The following is a 16,778-nucleotide window of genomic DNA, read 5'->3' as shown; positions in this document are numbered from 1 at the left end:
GGGCGGCGGCCGGCGCTGTACCCTATCGGCATGCAATCGTGTCCTAGGATCAGGGAGCGTCATGGAAGCATTTGTCTGGGATGAGCGTTTCGTTACCGGCATCCCCAGCGTGGATGCCCAGCACCGGCATCTGGTGGACATCGTCAACCGGGTCGGCGACCTTTTGCTGGCCGAGGGCGAGGGTACCGACGAGGCCCTGCAGCAGATTTTCAAGCAGCTGGCCGACTACGCCCACCTGCATTTCGCCGACGAAGAGCGGCTGATGACGGAGCTGGGCCTGGACATCCGCCACCAGGACCTCCACGTGCAGCACCACCGCCAGTTCGTCGAGCAGCTGCTGTCCATGTGGCAGGCCCGTTCCTCCCTCAGCCAGCCGGCGGAGACGGTGCACGGCTTTCTCGCCGCCTGGCTGACGGTGCACATCCTGGGCGAGGACCAGGTCATGGCGCGCCAGATGTCCCGGGTCCAGGCCGGCCAGTCCGCCGCCGAGGCCTTCGCCGCCGAGAGCGGCGAAGTGGCCGACAGCACCAGCGCCCTGCTAGACGCCCTGGGCCGCCTCTATCACCTGGTGTCCCAGCAGAACCGGGACCTGGCGGCCATGAACCAGCAGCTGGAGGCCAAAGTGGAGGAGCGCACCCGGGAGCTGTCGGCGGCCAACGTCCGCCTGGCGGCGGAGCAGGCCGAACTGGCGCGGCTGCTGCAGAAGGTGGAAAGCACCCAGCAGCAATTGCTGCAGTCGGAAAAGATGGCGGCCATCGGCCAGCTGGCGGCCGGGGTGGCCCACGAGATCAACAATCCGGTGGGCTTCGTCCATTCCAACCTGGGCAGCCTGAAGCAGGACATCGCCCTGCTGTTCAAGGTCATCGACACCTACGAGCAGCACCTGCCGGACAGCGGCCCGGCCTTCGCCGCCCTGCAGCAGGTGCGGGAGGAGGCGGACCTGGCCTACCTGAAGAGCGACCTGCCGGCCCTGCTGGCCGAGTCCGACGAGGGTCTGGCCCGGGTCACCAAGATCGTCAAGGACCTCAAGGATTTCTCCCACGTGGACGAGGCCGAGCTGCAGGCGGCGGATCTCAACAAGGGCATGGAAAGCACCCTCAACGTGGTGTGGAACGAGCTCAAGTACAAGGCCGAGGTGGTGCGGGAGTACGGCGACATTCCCCTGGTGCAGTGCATGCCGGCCCAGATCAACCAAGTGTTCATGAACCTGCTGGTGAACGCGGCCCACGCCATTCCTGAGCACGGCACCATCACCGTGCGCTCGGGCCGGGAAGAAAACGGGGTGTGGATGGAGGTGCAGGACACCGGCAAGGGCATGACGCCGGAAGTGCAGAAGCGCATTTTCGAGCCCTTCTTCACCACCAAGCCGGTGGGCAAGGGCACGGGCCTGGGCCTTTCCCTCTCCTACGACATCGTGGTCAAGAAGCACGGCGGCCGCATCGAAGTGCGCAGCGCCCCGGGCCAGGGTTCCACCTTCCGCGTCAGCCTGCCCCTGGAGCCGGCCGCCGCAGGGGCCGCCTAGGCCTCAGGGTTCAGCCGCCGCGGTGGTTGGCGGCGTCCTGCTCCTCTTCCTGCACCATGAGGCGACGTAGGACGAAGGGAAAGAAGCCCGAAATGATGAGGGAGACAGCCGTCACCAGGGCGGCGATGCCGGCGCCGCTGTCGGCCAGGATGGGATGCAGGAGGGCGCCGAATCCGGCCAGGCTGGCCACGGCGGGCACCAGGCAGAGCAGGCCGAGAAACTCCATGACGATGAAGCTGAAGGGCAGATTTTTCATGGGGGCAATGATGCCAGACTCGGGCGCCGGGCTAAAGCCGGGCCACCAGGGCGCGGATGCGGGCCACCGTATCTTCCGGTCGGGCCTGGCGGGAGACTTCCAGACCCAGTTCCCGGGCCAGCCGGTTGAGGGCGATGGGGTTGAGGGGAATGCCGCCGGCATCGATGGCGGAGATCAGCCGCCGTGCCCGTTCCTCCGGGCTGGTCGGCGGGGTCGGCCGGCGCCGGCCCAGGAGGTGTCGCAGCAGACGGACCAGCATGACGCTCTCAGGCCCCCAGTAGCCGGGCCACCGCCTCCGGGTTGGCGGGGAAGTAGAAATGCACGTAGGAGGCGGTGAGGCGGCCGACCCGGTAGATGGGCTCCCCCGGCGTGTTGCCGGTGAGCTTGAGCGCCCGTACCAGGGGTTCCAGGGGCGTGCTGCTGGTGGAGTAGTGGAAGCTGTGGCCGGGCAGGCGGCCTTCCGGCAGTTCGGCGGCCATCAGGCCCAGGGCGGCCAGCTTCTTCTGCATGCGGCTTTCGCCGGGCAGCAGACCGAAGCCGGCCGTGCTTTCCCCCGTCACCGAGACCAGGGTTTCGAACAGGCTCATCATGCCGCCGCATTCGGCCAGCAGGGGCTTGCCGGCGGCCGCGTGGGCCTGCAGGGCGGCAGCCATGGCCCGGTTGGCGGCGATGGCGGCGCCGTGCAGTTCCGGATAGCCGCCGGGCAGCCACAGGGCGTCGCAGGGGGGCAGGGTGGCGTCGGCCAGGGGCGAGAAATGGACGAGGCGGGCGCCCAGGTTCTCCAGGCATTCCAGGTTGGCCGGGTAGGCGAAGCAGAAGGCGGCGTCCCGGGCCACCGCCACGGTCTTGCCCGCCAGCAGGGGGGGCAGAGCGGGCGGCGGGGCCGGGGCGAAGTGCACCGGCGGCGGCAACTGGGCCGCGGCGGTGGCGGCGAGGGCGTCGGCCATGGCGTCCAGGCGCTGCTTCAGGTCCTCGATCTCGGCGGCGGGGAGCAGGCCCAGGTGGCGCTCTGGCATGGCGGCGTCGTTGTCTCGGGGCAGGTGGCCGTACCAGGCGATGTCGGCTTCATCCAGGGTGTCGCGGCACAGTTGGGCGTGGTAGGCGCTGCCGACCCGGTTGGCCAGCACCGCGCCGATGGGGGCGCCACCGCCCTGTTCCTCCCGGTAGTGCTTGAGGCCGAAGGCGACGGCGCCGAAGCTGCCGGCCATGGCGGAGGCGTCCAGCACCAGCAGGATGGGCAGGCCCAGCAGGCGGGCCAGGGCGGCGGCGGAGGGTTCGCCGTCGTTGAGGCCCATCACTCCTTCCACCAGGATCAGGTCGTTCTCCGCCGCGGCGCGGGCCAGGCGCCAGCGGGCGTCGGCCTCGCCGCCCATGCGGAAGTCGATGTTGTCGCAGGGCTGGCCGCTGGCCACCTGGTGGATCTGGGGATCGAGGAAGTCCGGGCCGCACTTGAAGACCTTGACCCGGCGCCCCTGGCGCGCGTGGAGCCGGGCCAGGGCAGCGACCACGGTGGTCTTGCCCTGGCCGGAAGCGGGGGCGGCGACGAGGAGGGCGGGGCAGGCGAGGGAAGTCATGGGCGGCGGCTCGGTGGAGATTTTGGGGGGATGGCCTGGGAGGCAGGCGGGACGGGCATCGGCGGCATGCCGTCGCCAGGATGCCCGTGTCTATTGCCGGTCAGGCCGGCGGCCCTTCAGAACTCGATCCCGGGCATGGCGGCGATGCCGGCCTGGAAGGCGTGCTTGACCATGCCCATTTCGCTGACGGTGTCGGCGGCGGCCACCAGGGCCTCCGGCGCGGCGCGGCCGGTGACGATGACGTGCTGGTGTGGCGGGCGGGCGGCGAAGGCGGCCAGCACCGCATCCAGCTCCAGCCAGCCATACTTGAAGGCATAGGTCAGCTCGTCCAGGATCACCAGGTCGATGGCCGGGTCGGCGAGGTAGACACAGGCCTGTTCCCAGGCGGCCCGGGCTGCGCGCAGGTCCTTCTCCCGGTCCTGGGTTTCCCAGGTGAAGCCTTCGCCCATGACGTGCCATTTGACGTTGGGCTGCTGCCGGAAAAAGCCTTCCTCGCCGGTGTCGGAGCGGCTCTTCACCAGCTGGATGACGGCGGCGCTGTGGCCGTGGCCCAGGGCCCGGGCGAGGACGCCGAAGGCGGCGGAACTCTTGCCCTTGCCGTTGCCGGTATGCACCAGCAGGACGCCGCGCTCCTGGCTGGCCTGGGCGATCTTGGCGTCGACCACTTCCTTCTTGCGGGCCATGCGGCTGTTGTGGCGTTGGTTGCGCTCGTCGCTCATGGGGAACTCCGGGAATCGGGGAAAAGGGAAAAGGGGCGGCTGGAGGAAAAGGCTGGCGTTAGCAGGGGATGAACCAGCGGCTGCCTCCGTCCTCCACCTCCCGCAGGGGATGGCCGTAGAGGTGGCTGAGGTGGGCGGCGGTGAGGATCTCGGCCACCGGCCCGCTCTCCCAGGTGCCGTCGCCCTGCAGCAGCAGGGCCCGGTCGCAGTAGCGGGCGGCCAGGCCCGGGTCGTGCAGCACCATCACCACGCCGGCGCCCCGCTCCCGGGCCAGGCCGGCGAACAGTTCCAGGGCGGTGATCTGGTGGGAAAGGTCCAGGTGGGCCAGGGGCTCGTCCAGCAGGTAGAGGTCCGGCGCCTGGGTCAGCAGGGTGGCGATGGCCAGGCGCTGACGCTCGCCGCCGGAGAGGGAAGGCGTCTCCCGCTGTTCCATGCCGGCCAGCCCCACCCGGGCCAGGGCGGCCCGGGCCAGTTCCGCATCGGCGCCTGATTCCCAGTCCCAGCGGCCCAGGTGGGGATGGCGCCCGGCCAGGGCCGTCTCCAGCACGCTGGAAGCGAAGGCGTCGGCCTGGGTCTGGGCCATCCAGCCCCGTTGCCGGGCGGCTGCCCGGGGCCCCAGTTCGCCATAGCTGCGCCCCTGCAGACGCACCTCGCCGCCCTGGGCCGGACGCAGACCGGCCAGGGTGGATAGCAGGGTGGACTTGCCGGCCCCGTTGCGCCCCAGGATGGCCAGCCGTTCCCCCGGCTGCAGCTGCAGCTCCAGGTCGCGGCAGACCTCCCGGTCGCCGATGCGCACGGTGAGGTAGCTGGCTTGCAGCAAGGCAGTCATCGCGGCGCCCGGGTGAGGAGGAAGAGGAACACGGGTACGCCGATGAGGGCGGTCAGCACCCCCACCGGCAGCTGCTGGGGCGCCGCCACGGTGCGGGCCAGGGTGTCGGCCAGGGCCAGCAGGGCGCCGCCGGCCAGGGCCGAGGCGGGCAGCAGCAGGCGCTGGTCGTTGCCCACCGCCAGGCGCACCAGATGGGGCACCACCAGGCCGACGAAGCCGATGGAGCCGGCAGTGGTGACGGCGGTGGCGGTGGCCAGGGAAGCCACCACATAGACCAGCCGGCGCAGGCGCACCACGGCTACGCCGAGGGCCTGGGCCGTGGCTAGGCCCCGGGCCAGCAGGTTGAGTTCCCGGGCAAAGGGCAGGGCCAGCAGCAGGGCCGCCGCCAGGGCCAGCAGGGGCGGCCGGGCGTCGGTGGCCTGGGAGAGGTCGCCCATCAGCCAGTAGAGCATGCCGTGCAGCTTGTGCTCCGGTGCCAGGGACAGCATCAGAGCCACCAGGGCGCCGCAGCCGGCGGCGACGATGACCCCGGTGAGGAGCAGGCGGGTCTGGGTCCACGAGCCGTCGCCGTGGGCCAGGCCGAAGACCAGAAAAGTGGCGGCCAGGGCGCCGCTGAAGGCGAGGCCGTTGATGCCGAAGGCGGATAGCCCGAGCAGGATGGCCACCAGGGCGCCGACCCCGGCGCCGCCGGAGATGCCCAGCACATAGGGATCGGCCAGGGGATTGCGCAGCAGCACCTGCATCAGGCAGCCGGCCACCGCCAGCAGCCCGCCGCAGGCAAAGGCGGCCAGGGCCCGGGGCAGGCGCAGGTTATGCACCACCGCGTAGCCCGGCGCCTCGGCATCACCGAGCAGCCCCTGCAGGACGGCGCCGGGGGGAATGCTGATGCTGCCCACCGCCAGGGCCACGACCAGGCTCACCCCGGCCAGCAGCACCAGCAGGGCAATGACGATCAGGGCACGACGGCGGGAGGGCATGGTTGGTCAGGCAGAACAGTCGGTCAGAAATCGTAACGCCCGGAGACGAACAGGGCGCGCCCGTCGGTCGGGTAATAGTAGTGACCGGCCGTGCTGGAATAGCCGGCAAACGCAGCATGCTTGTGGTCCAGGGCGTTGGCGATCTGGGCCTTCAGGGTCCAGGGCTTGAAGTTCCAGGAAGCCTGCAGGTCCAGGGTGGCGTAGCCGGCCAGGTCGCCGTGGCTGTTGTTGAAATCGCTGCCGTAGGCCCGCTTGCCGACCATGCGGGTGAGGACCCCGTACTGGCCGATGCTGCCGCCGTCCCAGGTGAGCAGGATGCTGCCCTGGTGTGTCGGGGCCAGGGGCACCCGCTTGCCGGCATAGGTGCCGCTGCGGAAGGTGGCATCCAGATAGGTGTAGCTGATCTTGGCGCTGACGCTGGAACTCAGCTTCCAGTCCGCCTCGGTTTCCAGGCCCTGGCGGCGGGTGGGGTCCAGGTTGACGTTGGCACCGGCACTGGCGTCGTAACCGATTTCGTCGCTCAGGGTGGTGCGGAAGAGGGCGGCTCGGGCCGACCAGGAGCCTTGGGCAACGCGGGCGCCGATTTCGTTGGTGCGGCCGTGCTGGGGCTTGAGGTCGCCGGCGAACACCGGACGGAAGGCCAGGTTGTCGTAGCCGAAGAGCTCGTCCAGGTTGGCGAAGCGGAAGGTGGTGCCGGTCTTGCCGAAGAACTGCCAGGCGCCGCTGCCGTAGGTCAGGCCCAGGTCGTAGGCGGAACGGGTGCGGCTGGCACTGCCGTCCATGCCGGGCTGAAACCAGGCCGGATAGGCATCCTGGTAGGCGCTCTGCTTCATGCGCTGCTGGCGGGCGCCCAGGGTCAGGCTGAGGGCGGAGGTGAGGTTGGTCAGGTTCTGCAGGTAGAAGGCGCTGCTTTTCTGGGTGGCGCGCTGGTTGGGGCCGTTCTGGTTGGTGGAGGTGACCTTGGCGTCGTAGTAATCCACCCCCACCGTGGTTTCGCTGCCCAGTGTTCCGAGACCGTGGTTGATGCGCAGGCGCGGGGTGAAGGAGAGGGTGTCGCGGATGCGCTCGCTCTTCCAGTTGGAAGAGACGAGGTCGGTGTTGAGGGTCTGGTGTTCGAAGCTGACTTCCGTCTCCAGGTCCACCTTGTCGGAGAGGGCATAGGCCACACCAGGGCGGACACGATAGCCGTCACGGCGTTGGGTGTCGTAGGGCTTGCGGCTGTTACGCGGATCGTTTTCGTAGGTCGCCTGCAGCAGATTGCCGGGGAGTCCGGAGGATTCCTTGTATACGGCGAAATCTGAGAAGACCTCGCCCCGCTCCAGCTTCAAACCTACGCGGCCGCTGGCAGCCTGCTGGTCCTGCTGGCTGTTCTGGCGGTAGCCGTCGAGGCTGGCACTGCGCACGAACAGATTGCCGTAGAGGTGCTCATTGCCACCGGCGAAGCTGCCGTCCAGGCCTCGGTAGCCGAAGGAGCCAGCGGTGGCGGTAATGGAGGCCCGGGGCTTGCCGGACTTGTCGGTGATGATGTTGATGACGCCGCCGGTGGCTCCGTCGCCGTAGAGTACCGTGCCGGAGCCGCGTACCACCTCGATGCGCTCAATGCCGGTGAGGGGAATGGAGGACCAGATGATGGTTCCCATGTCGGTGGGGCTGATGCGCTGGCCGTCCAGCAGTACCAGGGTGTTGCTGGTGGCGGTGGAGCCGAAGCCGCGCATGTCCACCGTCGCGTCCAGGCCCAGAGGGCCGTAGATCGGCATGGCGTTGATGCCGGCCCGGGTCGCCAGCAGGTCGGTCAGATTGGTGGCTGGCGTCTTCTCGATGTCTTCCCGGGAAATGACGCTGATGTTGGCTGCCGTACGGCAATCGGCCTCGGAGAAACGGGTGGCGGTGACGATGACGGACTGGAGCGAGGCTTCCTCCGCCAGGGCCGCGGTCGCAGGCAGGGCAAAGGCAGCGGTCAGGGCGGTGGATAACAGGGAACGGCGCATGGGAGTGACTCCTGCATGGCAACGATGCGCATCCCGCAGCACCGTCGCCGATGGTAATTGGACGCGGGCAGGGAACCTTCGGATCAGGAGTGCTTTTTGGACAGACCAGTCTTGCCGCTTCCCCGCGACGCTTCCGCGAATTCCGTTCAGGCCGGTATCCGGGCTCGGAAGTCTTGATCCATCGCCTTCCCGGGGGTGACCCAGTGGCATCGTGATGGACCCGCACTTCCTTACCGTTGCGGGGGCAGCACAGGCATTGCGCCGCTGCTGGCGGCGCGCACCTGTTTCCCGTTTAACCGCGGAGGAGGACTCCTCCCGCGGCACCTGACGCGGAGCGTTGTCCCTAGTGGAACAACGGGGGCGGATGGTACTCCATACCTGCCTGTATGGCGAGGCCGGCGCCTGGGCGCTTTGGCATAAAACACATTCAAAATATGGTCTTAGTCCTTGACCTTGCGTGTTTTTGGCCTCTATAGTTCGCGCCTATGACTAAGCAATTAGATGCCCTCGAGGGCAAGGTGGCGCAGGTGGTCAACCTCTGCCACAGCCTGCGGGCCGAGAACCAGGAACTGCGCGCCCGACTGGCCAGCGCGGAAGACGAGCGCCTGCGTCTGGTCGAGCGCATGGAGACGGCCCGTGTCCGCCTCGAGGCGCTGGCCGAGCAGTTGCCGGAGGAGTGCAAGGCATGAGCGGCAATTTCATCGACGTGGCCATCCTCGGCCGCGAATACCGGGTGGCCTGTCCGCCCGGCGAACAGGAAGCGCTGCTGGCTGCTGTCGCCTATGTGGACCGCAAGATGCAGGACATCGCAGCCAAGAGTAAGACTGCCGCCGCCGAGCGCGTGGCGGTCATGGCGGCCCTGAATATCGCCCACGAACTGCTTTCCGCCGGGAAGGCGGAGAGCCCCGCAGAAAATCCTGAAACCCCCGTTGACGGCCCTGACTTTCAGCGTAGAATCGGAGCCATGGAAACACAGTTGGACGCGGCCCTCCAAGGCCAGGAACCCTTGTTCTGAAGCCTTCTTGGCCGCACCAGCAAAAGTTTCCGCCGATTGTCCCCTGCGGTGTTCGTCAAGGCCATATATTCCTTGAACCAATGCTAATTGGCATCGGCCGCGAACCACTCATCCGCTGTTGTGAGCGCCCTTCGTCGGGTGCACCTGATGCGGACGGCAAGCGACCACTCTGAACTCAGGTTCAGGATGCCGGCCTAACGGCACAGGCGGGGGCCTAATACAGCAGCGCGGTGCGAGCAATCCACCGCGCTGTTTCCTTTTGTGGCCCCTCTTTTCCCCTGTTCGCCCATGGCTTACTGGCTGATGAAATCCGAGCCGGACGAAGTGTCCATCGACGACCTGGCCCGTCTCGGCCGGGTGCCCTGGTTCGGCGTGCGCAACTATCAGGCCCGCAATTTCATGCGCGATGCCATGAAGCTGGGCGACGGCGTGCTCTTCTACCATTCCGGCTGTGCCGTGCCGGGCATTGCCGGCCTGGGCCAGGTGGCGTCCGCTGCCTACGCCGATGCCACCCAGTTCGATCCGGCCAGTCCCTATTTCGATGCCAAATCCTCGCCCGGGCAGCCCCGCTGGCTCAACGTGGATGTGGCCTTCGTCGCCCGCGGGCGCTTCGTGGCCCTGACCGAGTTGCGGTGCCATCCGGCCCTGGCGGCCATGGGAGTGCTGCAAAAGGGGAGCCGCCTGTCCATCACCCCGGTGACGGCGGAAGAGTGGCAATTCATTACCCGCAAGTTGATGGAGCTGAACGATGTTTTTTGATTTCTGGTGGCTGGCCTATGTGGGTCTGGGCCTCTTCGCCGGTTTCATGGCCGGCCTCCTGGGCATCGGCGGCGGCGCCGTGATGGTGCCCCTGCTGGCCATGATCTTCGCCGGCCAGCAGTTCCCGCCGGAGCAGATGCTGCACCTGGCCCTCGGCACCTCCATGGCCACCATCATCTTCACCGCCATTTCCAGTCTGCGCACCCACCACCAGCATGGCGCCGTGATGTGGGACACGCTGCGCTCCTTCACCCCGGGGGTGCTGGTGGGGACCGTGCTGGGCACCCAGCTCGCCGCCCGCATTTCCACCCAGGGCCTGGCCCTGTTCTTTGCCTGCTTCATTTCCTGCGTAGCGTTGCAGATGGCGTTGAACTTCAAGCCGAAACCCCACCGGGAACTGCCCGGCCCGGCCGGCCTGGGGCTGGCGGGCGGGGTCATCGGCGCCCTCTCTTCCCTGGTGGCCATCGGCGGCGGCTCCCTGACGGTGCCTTACCTGGCCTGGTGTAACGTGCCGGTGCGCAACGCCATCGGCACTTCGGCGGCCCTCGGCCTGCCCATCGCCTTCTTCGGTACCCTGGGCTACATCTGGAACGGCTGGGGCGAGGCCGGCCTGCCGGCCTGGAGCGTTGGTTACGTCTATCTGCCGGCCCTGCTGTGGGTGATGGCGGGCAGCGTGGTGGCGGCCCCGGTGGGGGCGCGTCTGGCCCATCGCCTGCCGGTGGCGACCCTGAAGCGGATTTTCGCCGGCGTGCTGGTGCTGCTGGCAGCCAAGATGTTGCATGGCGTCATGTAGATGGCGGCTTGCCGACCTTGATGCATATGGAAAGGGCCTGCGGGCCCTTTTTTGTTTTTGCGCCGCGACATACGGGCGGGTATGGAAATTTGCGTAACTGTTATATCATTGCGTAATCCATGTCCGTTCCCGGACGCAATACGGGTTTCCCACATTGGGGAAAACCCGCCGGGAGGGCTGGGTAGAGGGGGAGTCGGTCTTTTTCTGCCGACCTAAACAAATACTCAAACTGAGGAGAACACTCGTGAGCAGCGCTGCCTACGAACGGATTCGCAACAATCCGAAGTTCGACAAGCTGGTTGCCACCCGCAGCCGCTTCGCCTGGACCCTGTCTGCCGTGGTCCTGATCCTGTACTACGGCTTCATGGCCGTGGTCGCCTTCAATCCCACCCTGCTGGCCTCGCCCCTGGGCGAAGGCCGTATCGCCACCATCGGCTGGCCCATCGCCGCCCTGATGATGCTGCTGTTCTGGGTCATGACCGGCCTCTACGTGCATCGCGCCAACGGCAAGTTCGACGAAATCAACGCCGAACTGATCAAGGAAGCCACCAAGGAGGCCCAATAATGCGTAACCTGTCCCGCTTCCTGCCCCTGCTGGGCCTGCTGCTGGCCGCCGGTGCCGCCTATGCCGGTCCCGGTACCGTCGGCGAGGCTGAAAAGCAGCCCCTGAACGTGGCCGCCATCGCCATGTTCGTGGCCTTCGTGCTGTCCACCCTGGGCATCACCTACTGGGCCGCCAACCGCACCAAGTCCACCGCCGACTTCTACACTGCCGGCGGCGGCATCACCGGTTTCCAGAACGGCCTGGCCATTGCCGGCGACTACATGTCCGCCGCCACCCTGCTGGGTCTGACCTCCATGGTGTTCGCCAAGGGCTATGACGGTTTCGTCTACATCGTCGGCTTCTTCGTCGGCTGGCCCATCATCCTGTTCCTGATGGCCGAGCGCCTGCGTAACCTGGGCCGCTTCACCTTTGCCGACATCACCTCCTACCGTCTCGACCAGAGCAAGGTACGGACGGTGGCTGCCATCTCCTCCCTGACCGTGGTGCTGTTCTACCTGATCACCCAGATGGTCGGTGCCGGCCAGCTGATCAAGCTGCTCTTCGGTCTGGACTATGAGGTGGCTGTGGTAGTGGTGGGCGTGCTGATGATGGTCTATGTGACCTTCGGCGGCATGATCGCCACCACCTGGGTGCAGATCATCAAGGCCTGTCTGCTGCTTGGCGGCGGCACCCTGATGATGCTGCTGGCCATGTCCCACTTCGGCTTCGATTTCGAAACCCTGGTCACCAAGGCCACCGAAGTGCACAAGGACGGCACCAAGATCATGGGTCCGGGTTCCCTGCTGGCCGATCCGGTCAATGCCGTGTCCCTGTCCCTGGGCCTGATGTTCGGCACCGCCGGCCTGCCCCACATCCTGATGCGCTTCTTCACCGTGCCGGATGCCAAGCAGGCCCGCAAGTCCGTGTTCGTGGCCACCGGCTTCATCGGCTTCTTCTTCCTGGTGGTGGTGCTGTTGGGTATGTCCGCCATCGTTCTGGTCGGCACCAACCCCGAGTTCTTCGAAGGCGGCAACGTCGGCGGCAAGATGATCGGCGGCGGCAACATGGTGGCCATGCACCTGGCCAAGTTCGTCGGCGGCAATATCTTCCTCGGCTTCCTTTCCGCCGTGGCCTTCGCCACCATCCTAGCCGTGGTTTCCGGCCTGGCTCTGGCCGGCGCTTCCGCCATCTCCCACGACATCTACGCCAATGTGATCTGCAAGGGCAAGCCCAAGGGCGGTTCCGAGCTGAAGGTGTCCAAGATCGCCTCCATCTTCATCGGTCTGGCTGCCATCGGCCTGGGCATCATGTTCGAAAAGCAGAACCTGGCCTTCATGGTCGGCCTGGCTTTCGGCATCGCTGCTTCTGCCAACTTCCCGGTGCTGATCCTCTCCATGTACTGGAAGGGCCTGACCACCAAGGGCGCCATCGCCGGCACCATCTGCGGCCTGACTGCCGCCGTGGTCTTCGTGGTGCTGTCCAAGGCCGTGTGGGTGACCGTGCTGGGCAAGGCCCAGGCCATCTTCCCCTACGACCAGCCGGCCCTGTTCTCCATGCCCCTGGCTTTCCTCATCGCCTTCGTGGTCTCCAAGCTGGATACCAGCGCCCAGGCCAAGCGCGAGATCGAAGCCTTCGACGACCAGTACGTGCGTGCCCAGACCGGTCTGGGTGCCGCCGGCGCCAGCAACCACTAAGCGCCAGCTGCAGCGTCAGCGTCATAAAAAAGCCCCGGGAGTTTCCCGGGGCTTTTTCTTTTTGCCGTTGCCGGCGGCCAGCGCAGTTTGTTGATTAGCAGCCCTTGAAGGCGGGCTTGCGCTTGGCCAGGAAGGCGTCCAGGCCTTCCTTGTAGTCGGCGGTGTCGAGGAAGGCGAAGGAGGCGGCCTTTTCTTCCTGGGTCAGGGGCGCGCCGGAAGCCAGGCGGCGCATCCACTGCTTGTGCCAGCGGGCCACCAGGGGAGCGCCGGCAGCGATGCGGCGGGCGGTGGCGGTGACTTCGTCCTCCAGCTGGGCATCGGCCACCACCCGCGTCAGCAGGCCCTTGGCGTAGGCCTCGGCGGCAGAGAGGATGCGCCCTTCCAGCAGGATCTCGGACATCACGGCGGGACCGGCCAGGGCCAGCAGGCCGGACATCTCGCCCGGATACATGGAGAAACCCAGCCTGTTGATGGGGGCGCCGAACTTGGCTCCTTCGCCGGCGATGCGCAGGTCGCAGTTGCCGGCGATCTCCAGGCCGCCGCCGATGCAGGCACCCCGGATCAGGGCCACGGTGGGGTGGGGGCAGTCGCGCACCGCATCCAGGGCAGCGCCCACCTTGTCGTGGTAGTGCAGGGCCTGTTCCAGGTTGGTGCGCTTGACCAGGAATTCCTCGATGTCGCCGCCGGCGGCGAAGGCTTCGCCGGCACCGGCGAGGACGACGCAGCGCAGGCTGGAGTCGGCCGAGAGTTCGGCCATGGCGGCGGCCAGGTCGCACCACATGGCGTAGTTAACGGCGTTGAGCTTCTCCGGGTTGGAGAGGGTGACGGTGGCGATGTCGCCGTCACGGGAGACGAGAATGCGTCCGGACATGGCGGTTCTTTCAAGGCGGGAGTGGAAAAAAACAGGGGCTGCACAGGCAGCCCCGGGGTGTGCGGCGGGTGCGGTTCAGCGGCTGGTGGCCTTGGCCATGGCTTCGCTGCCGGCGATGAGGTGGCTCTTCATGACCTTCTCGGCCAGCTCCGGGTCCTTGGCGGTGATGGCGGCCAGCAGTTCCCGGTGTTCTTCCATGGACTTCTTCAGGCGGCCGTCCACGGACAGGGACTGGTAGCGGGTCAGCTTGAGGACCTTGCGCAAATCCTGGATCACCTGCAGCAGCCAGCGGTTGCCGGCGATTTCCCAGAGGGTCAGGTGGAAATTCTGGTTGGCCTCGAAGTAGGCCGGAATGTTGCCGGTGGCGGCCGCCTTTTCCAGGATGTCCTGGATCGCCTGCAGGCGGGCCACGTCGGCCGGGGTGGCCTTCTGGGTGGCCTCGAAGGCGCAACGGCCTTCCAGCATGGCGATGATGGGGAAGATTTCCTGGATGTCGCCCCCGGACAGCTCGGTGACGTAGCAGCCGCGGCGCGGCTTGAGGGTCACCAGGCCTTCGGAGGCCAGCACCTTCAGGGCCTCGCGCAGGGGGGTGCGGGAGATGCCGTAGTCTTCGGCCAGGGCCTGTTCGTCGATCCAGGTGCCGGGCGGCAGTTCATGGGAAAAGATGCGCTGACGCAGGCGCTCGGCCACTTCTTCGTAGAGGGCGGGCTGGGCGATACGGATGGCGTTCATGAACGATCGGTGGGACAGAAATTCAGCAGGATATAGAAAATCCGGACGCAGAGTCTGGTGTCTTTGCCCTATGCGTTACGTAATAAGCCAAGCATTACGCAAGCCGCAAGCAGGGCGCAATTATAGCCCAGTTGGCAAGTATTGCATTCATAATTATGGATACAGTATTATCCAGGGTTCGGGATGTCAAGCTGGCCGAGAAGCGGGTTCATGGCTGCCGGCGCTCCCTTAGCAAGCCCTTCCCCGCCGCCTGTTTGGGCGGCGTAGAATCGAAAATCTAGCCGTCGCAGCGCCTCTGGCATGCGGCGGGTGTACCGAGAAAGGTCTGACATGTCTGCCGACGCATCCAAGCCCCAATTGCCCAATTCCGACAACCTGGACGCCTGGGCCAAGGCCGCCGCCAAGTCCGCTCCCGGCGGCGACGTCAATGCGCTCAACTGGATCACGCCGGAAGGCCTGACCGTCAAGCCACTGTACACCAAGAAGGACGTGGAGGACCTGCCCTACGCCGACACCCTGCCCGGCTTCGCCCCATATCTGCGCGGCCCCCAGGCCACCATGTACGCCGTGCGGCCGTGGACCATCCGCCAGTACGCGGGCTTCTCCACCGCTGAAGAATCCAACGCCTTCTACCGCAAGGCTCTGGCAGCCGGCGGCCAGGGCGTTTCCGTGGCCTTCGACCTGGCCACCCACCGCGGCTACGACTCGGACAATCCCCGGGTCCTGGGCGACGTCGGCAAGGCCGGCGTGGCCATCGATTCCGTCGAGGACATGAAGATCCTCTTCGACGGCATCCCCCTCGACAAGATTTCCGTTTCCATGACCATGAACGGCGCCGTGCTGCCCATCCTGGCCGGCTACATCGTCGCCGCCGAAGAGCAGGGCGTCTCCCAGGAACAGTTGTCCGGCACCATCCAGAACGACATCCTGAAGGAGTTCATGGTCCGCAACACCTATATCTATCCGCCCAAGCCGTCGATGAAGATCATCTCCGACATCTTCGGCTACACCGCGCAGCACATGCCCAAGTTCAACTCGATTTCCATCTCGGGTTATCACATCCAGGAAGCCGGGGCCAACCAGGCCATCGAACTGGCCTTCACCCTGGCTGACGGCATGGAGTACGTGCGCACCGGCATCGCCTCCGGCCTCGATGTGGACGCCTTCGCCGGCCGTCTGTCCTTCTTCTGGGCGGTGGGCATGAACTTCTACCTGGAAATCGCCAAGATGCGCGCCGGCCGGATGCTGTGGCACCGCATCATGAGCCAGTTCAATCCCAAGAGCGCCAAGTCCCTCATGCTGCGGACCCACAGCCAGACCTCCGGCTGGTCCCTCACCGAGCAGGACCCGTACAACAACGTGGTGCGCACCACCATCGAGGCCATGGCGGCCGTCTTCGGCGGCACCCAGTCCCTGCACACCAACGCCCTGGACGAGGCCATCGCCCTGCCGACGGAATTCTCCGCCCGCATCGCCCGCAACACCCAGCTCATCATCCAGGAAGAAACCCACATCTGTAACGTGGTGGACCCCTGGGCCGGTTCCTACATGATGGAAAAGCTGACCCAGGACATGGCCGACAAGGCCTGGAGCATCATCCAGGAAATCGAAGCCATGGGCGGCATGACCAAGGCCGTGGAATCCGGCTGGGCCAAGATGCAGGTGGAAACCTGCGCCGCCGACAAGCAGGCGCGCATCGACTCCGGCAAGGACGTCATCGTCGGCGTGAACAAGTACAAGCTGGCCAAGGAAGACCAGATCGACATTCTGGACATCGACAACCACGCCGTGCGCGAAGCCCAGATCGCCCGCCTGAAGAAGATCCGCGCCAGCCGCGACAGCGCCGCCGTGCAGGCCGCCCTGGATGCCCTGACCCAGTGCGCCGAGAGCGGCGAGGGCAACCTGCTGGACCTGAGCGTCAAGGCCATCCGCCTGCGCGCCACCGTGGGCGAAGTGTCCGATGCCCTGGAAAAGGTCTTCGGCCGCTTCCGCGCCAACAACCAGACCATTTCCGGTGTTTATGGAGGCGTCGTGGAAGGACAGGAAAGCTGGGAATCCATCAAGGCCGACATCGCCAAGTTTGCCGAAGAAGAAGGCCGTCGCCCCCGCATCATGATCGCCAAGCTGGGCCAAGACGGCCACGACCGTGGCGCCAAGGTGGTGGCCACCGCCTTCGCCGACCTGGGCTTCGACATCGACATGGGCCCCCTCTTCCAGACCCCGGAAGAAGCCGCCCGCCAGGCCGTGGAAAACGACGTGCACGCCATCGGCGTTTCCTCCCTGGCCGCCGGTCACAAGACCCTGCTGCCGGCCCTGGTGAACTCCCTCAAGGAACAGGGCGCCGACGACATCATCGTCTTCGCCGGCGGCGTCATTCCCGCCCAGGATTACGATACCCTCTACGCCGCAGGCGCCAAGGCTATCTTCGGCCCCGGTACCCGAATCGAAGATTCCGCCAAGCGCGTTCTGGAAGAAATCCGCAAGTCCCGCGGCTAAGCCTTGACG

At 66.5% G+C, this 16,778-nt stretch carries 17 protein-coding genes, 1 other RNA gene and 1 riboswitch; of the genes, 9 read left to right on the top strand and 9 right to left on the bottom strand.

The genetic code is table 11. From position 1 onward, the window contains the following. Positions 1–61 precede the first annotated feature (61 nt). Positions 62–1,522: an ATP-binding protein gene (locus AC3QLZ_RS09555; protein ID WP_014235650.1), complete on the top strand. Its 1,461-nt coding sequence runs from the start codon at positions 62–64 to the stop codon at positions 1,520–1,522. Between the two features lie 10 nt (positions 1,523–1,532). Here the strand turns inward: AC3QLZ_RS09555 and AC3QLZ_RS09550 are convergent, their stop codons facing one another. From AC3QLZ_RS09550 to AC3QLZ_RS09520, 7 genes are all read right to left on the bottom strand, one after another. After that, positions 1,533–1,778, bottom strand: a complete 246-nt coding sequence (locus tag AC3QLZ_RS09550) for a hypothetical protein (RefSeq protein ID WP_014235649.1) — start codon at positions 1,776–1,778, stop codon at positions 1,533–1,535. A gap of 31 nt (positions 1,779–1,809) precedes the next feature. Beyond that, positions 1,810–2,037 (bottom strand): hypothetical protein, encoded by a 228-nt coding sequence (locus tag AC3QLZ_RS09545; RefSeq protein ID WP_014235648.1) that lies wholly within the window; start codon positions 2,035–2,037, stop codon positions 1,810–1,812. Positions 2,038–2,044: 7 nt separating this feature from the next. Then, entirely contained in the window at positions 2,045–3,352 is a 1,308-nt protein-coding gene (locus tag AC3QLZ_RS09540; RefSeq protein ID WP_014235647.1) for a cobyrinic acid a,c-diamide synthase CobB, read from the bottom strand. A 116-nt stretch (positions 3,353–3,468) separates the two neighbouring features. Beyond that, a complete protein-coding gene (gene cobO, locus AC3QLZ_RS09535; RefSeq protein ID WP_014235646.1) occupies positions 3,469–4,071 on the bottom strand; it encodes a cob(I)yrinic acid a,c-diamide adenosyltransferase in 603 nt (200 codons plus the stop codon). Positions 4,072–4,129: 58 nt separating this feature from the next. Continuing rightward, on the bottom strand, positions 4,130–4,900 hold the full coding sequence (locus tag AC3QLZ_RS09530) for an ABC transporter ATP-binding protein (RefSeq protein WP_014235645.1): 771 nt from the start codon (positions 4,898–4,900) through the stop codon (positions 4,130–4,132). Then, positions 4,897–5,877 carry a FecCD family ABC transporter permease gene (locus AC3QLZ_RS09525; RefSeq protein ID WP_014235644.1) on the bottom strand — a complete coding sequence of 327 codons (981 nt, stop codon included), beginning with the start codon at positions 5,875–5,877 and terminating at the stop codon, positions 4,897–4,899. The genes AC3QLZ_RS09530 and AC3QLZ_RS09525 overlap by 4 nt, the downstream gene beginning before the upstream one ends. Positions 5,878–5,900: 23 nt before the next feature. Beyond that, complete coding sequence (locus AC3QLZ_RS09520; RefSeq protein WP_014235643.1) at positions 5,901–7,865, bottom strand: TonB-dependent receptor family protein; 1,965 nt, start codon at positions 7,863–7,865, stop codon at positions 5,901–5,903. A 132-nt stretch (positions 7,866–7,997) separates the two neighbouring features. Beyond that, positions 7,998–8,208: riboswitch (cobalamin riboswitch) on the bottom strand. A gap of 142 nt (positions 8,209–8,350) precedes the next feature. Here AC3QLZ_RS09520 and AC3QLZ_RS09515 point away from each other — a divergent pair. The 7 genes from AC3QLZ_RS09515 to AC3QLZ_RS09485 all read left to right on the top strand — a co-directional run bounded on the left by AC3QLZ_RS09515 (position 8,351) and on the right by AC3QLZ_RS09485 (position 12,670). Next, positions 8,351–8,554 carry a coiled-coil domain-containing protein gene (locus AC3QLZ_RS09515; protein WP_014235642.1) on the top strand — a complete coding sequence of 68 codons (204 nt, stop codon included), beginning with the start codon at positions 8,351–8,353 and terminating at the stop codon, positions 8,552–8,554. Continuing rightward, the gene (locus AC3QLZ_RS09510; RefSeq protein ID WP_014235641.1) at positions 8,551–8,880 is read left to right on the top strand and encodes a cell division protein ZapA; all 330 of its coding nucleotides are present in this window, start codon (positions 8,551–8,553) and stop codon (positions 8,878–8,880) included. Before AC3QLZ_RS09515 ends, AC3QLZ_RS09510 begins: the two co-directional genes overlap by 4 nt. Before the next feature lie 37 nt (positions 8,881–8,917). Continuing rightward, positions 8,918–9,097: non-coding RNA, 6S RNA (gene ssrS, locus AC3QLZ_RS09505), on the top strand. A gap of 86 nt (positions 9,098–9,183) precedes the next feature. Beyond that, entirely contained in the window at positions 9,184–9,639 is a 456-nt protein-coding gene (locus AC3QLZ_RS09500) for an EVE domain-containing protein (RefSeq protein WP_232058798.1), read from the top strand. Next, entirely contained in the window at positions 9,629–10,432 is an 804-nt protein-coding gene (locus AC3QLZ_RS09495; RefSeq protein WP_014235639.1) for a sulfite exporter TauE/SafE family protein, read from the top strand. Before AC3QLZ_RS09500 ends, AC3QLZ_RS09495 begins: the two co-directional genes overlap by 11 nt. Before the next feature lie 244 nt (positions 10,433–10,676). Beyond that, complete coding sequence (locus tag AC3QLZ_RS09490; RefSeq protein WP_014235638.1) at positions 10,677–10,997, top strand: DUF485 domain-containing protein; 321 nt, start codon at positions 10,677–10,679, stop codon at positions 10,995–10,997. Beyond that, complete coding sequence (locus AC3QLZ_RS09485) at positions 10,997–12,670, top strand: cation acetate symporter (RefSeq protein WP_014235637.1); 1,674 nt, start codon at positions 10,997–10,999, stop codon at positions 12,668–12,670. Before AC3QLZ_RS09490 ends, AC3QLZ_RS09485 begins: the two co-directional genes overlap by 1 nt. A 94-nt stretch (positions 12,671–12,764) precedes the next feature. On the opposite strand, the gene AC3QLZ_RS09480 is transcribed toward AC3QLZ_RS09485, so the two are convergent. Further along, positions 12,765–13,541 carry an enoyl-CoA hydratase/isomerase family protein gene (locus AC3QLZ_RS09480; RefSeq protein WP_014235636.1) on the bottom strand — a complete coding sequence of 259 codons (777 nt, stop codon included), beginning with the start codon at positions 13,539–13,541 and terminating at the stop codon, positions 12,765–12,767. A 75-nt stretch (positions 13,542–13,616) separates the two neighbouring features. Continuing rightward, on the bottom strand, positions 13,617–14,273 hold the full coding sequence (locus AC3QLZ_RS09475; protein WP_014235635.1) for a GntR family transcriptional regulator: 657 nt from the start codon (positions 14,271–14,273) through the stop codon (positions 13,617–13,619). A 330-nt stretch (positions 14,274–14,603) separates the two neighbouring features. On the opposite strand from AC3QLZ_RS09475, the gene scpA reads away from it, so the two are divergent. Then, positions 14,604–16,769 carry a methylmalonyl-CoA mutase gene (scpA, locus tag AC3QLZ_RS09470; protein WP_014235634.1) on the top strand — a complete coding sequence of 722 codons (2,166 nt, stop codon included), beginning with the start codon at positions 14,604–14,606 and terminating at the stop codon, positions 16,767–16,769. Positions 16,770–16,778: the final 9 nt, after the last annotated feature.

The organism is Azospira sp. MPR-LB4 (genome assembly GCF_058809525.1).
The sequence above is the reverse complement of the archived record's forward strand: the minus strand, read 5'-3'. Positions and strand labels throughout refer to the sequence as shown.

Coding starts and splice junctions, on each gene's coding strand:
- AC3QLZ_RS09555 (WP_014235650.1), top strand. CDS start 62: ATGGAAGCATTTGTCTGGGATGAGCGTTTCGTTACCGGCATCCCCAGC.
- AC3QLZ_RS09550 (WP_014235649.1), bottom strand. CDS start 1,778: ATGAAAAATCTGCCCTTCAGCTTCATCGTCATGGAGTTTCTCGGCCTG.
- AC3QLZ_RS09545 (WP_014235648.1), bottom strand. CDS start 2,037: ATGCTGGTCCGTCTGCTGCGACACCTCCTGGGCCGGCGCCGGCCGACC.
- AC3QLZ_RS09540 (WP_014235647.1), bottom strand. CDS start 3,352: ATGACTTCCCTCGCCTGCCCCGCCCTCCTCGTCGCCGCCCCCGCTTCC.
- cobO (WP_014235646.1), bottom strand. CDS start 4,071: ATGAGCGACGAGCGCAACCAACGCCACAACAGCCGCATGGCCCGCAAG.
- AC3QLZ_RS09530 (WP_014235645.1), bottom strand. CDS start 4,900: ATGACTGCCTTGCTGCAAGCCAGCTACCTCACCGTGCGCATCGGCGAC.
- AC3QLZ_RS09525 (WP_014235644.1), bottom strand. CDS start 5,877: ATGCCCTCCCGCCGTCGTGCCCTGATCGTCATTGCCCTGCTGGTGCTG.
- AC3QLZ_RS09520 (WP_014235643.1), bottom strand. CDS start 7,865: ATGCGCCGTTCCCTGTTATCCACCGCCCTGACCGCTGCCTTTGCCCTG.
- AC3QLZ_RS09515 (WP_014235642.1), top strand. CDS start 8,351: ATGACTAAGCAATTAGATGCCCTCGAGGGCAAGGTGGCGCAGGTGGTC.
- AC3QLZ_RS09510 (WP_014235641.1), top strand. CDS start 8,551: ATGAGCGGCAATTTCATCGACGTGGCCATCCTCGGCCGCGAATACCGG.
- AC3QLZ_RS09500 (WP_232058798.1), top strand. CDS start 9,184: ATGAAATCCGAGCCGGACGAAGTGTCCATCGACGACCTGGCCCGTCTC.
- AC3QLZ_RS09495 (WP_014235639.1), top strand. CDS start 9,629: ATGTTTTTTGATTTCTGGTGGCTGGCCTATGTGGGTCTGGGCCTCTTC.
- AC3QLZ_RS09485 (WP_014235637.1), top strand. CDS start 10,997: ATGCGTAACCTGTCCCGCTTCCTGCCCCTGCTGGGCCTGCTGCTGGCC.
- AC3QLZ_RS09480 (WP_014235636.1), bottom strand. CDS start 13,541: ATGTCCGGACGCATTCTCGTCTCCCGTGACGGCGACATCGCCACCGTC.
- AC3QLZ_RS09475 (WP_014235635.1), bottom strand. CDS start 14,273: ATGAACGCCATCCGTATCGCCCAGCCCGCCCTCTACGAAGAAGTGGCC.
- scpA (WP_014235634.1), top strand. CDS start 14,604: ATGTCTGCCGACGCATCCAAGCCCCAATTGCCCAATTCCGACAACCTG.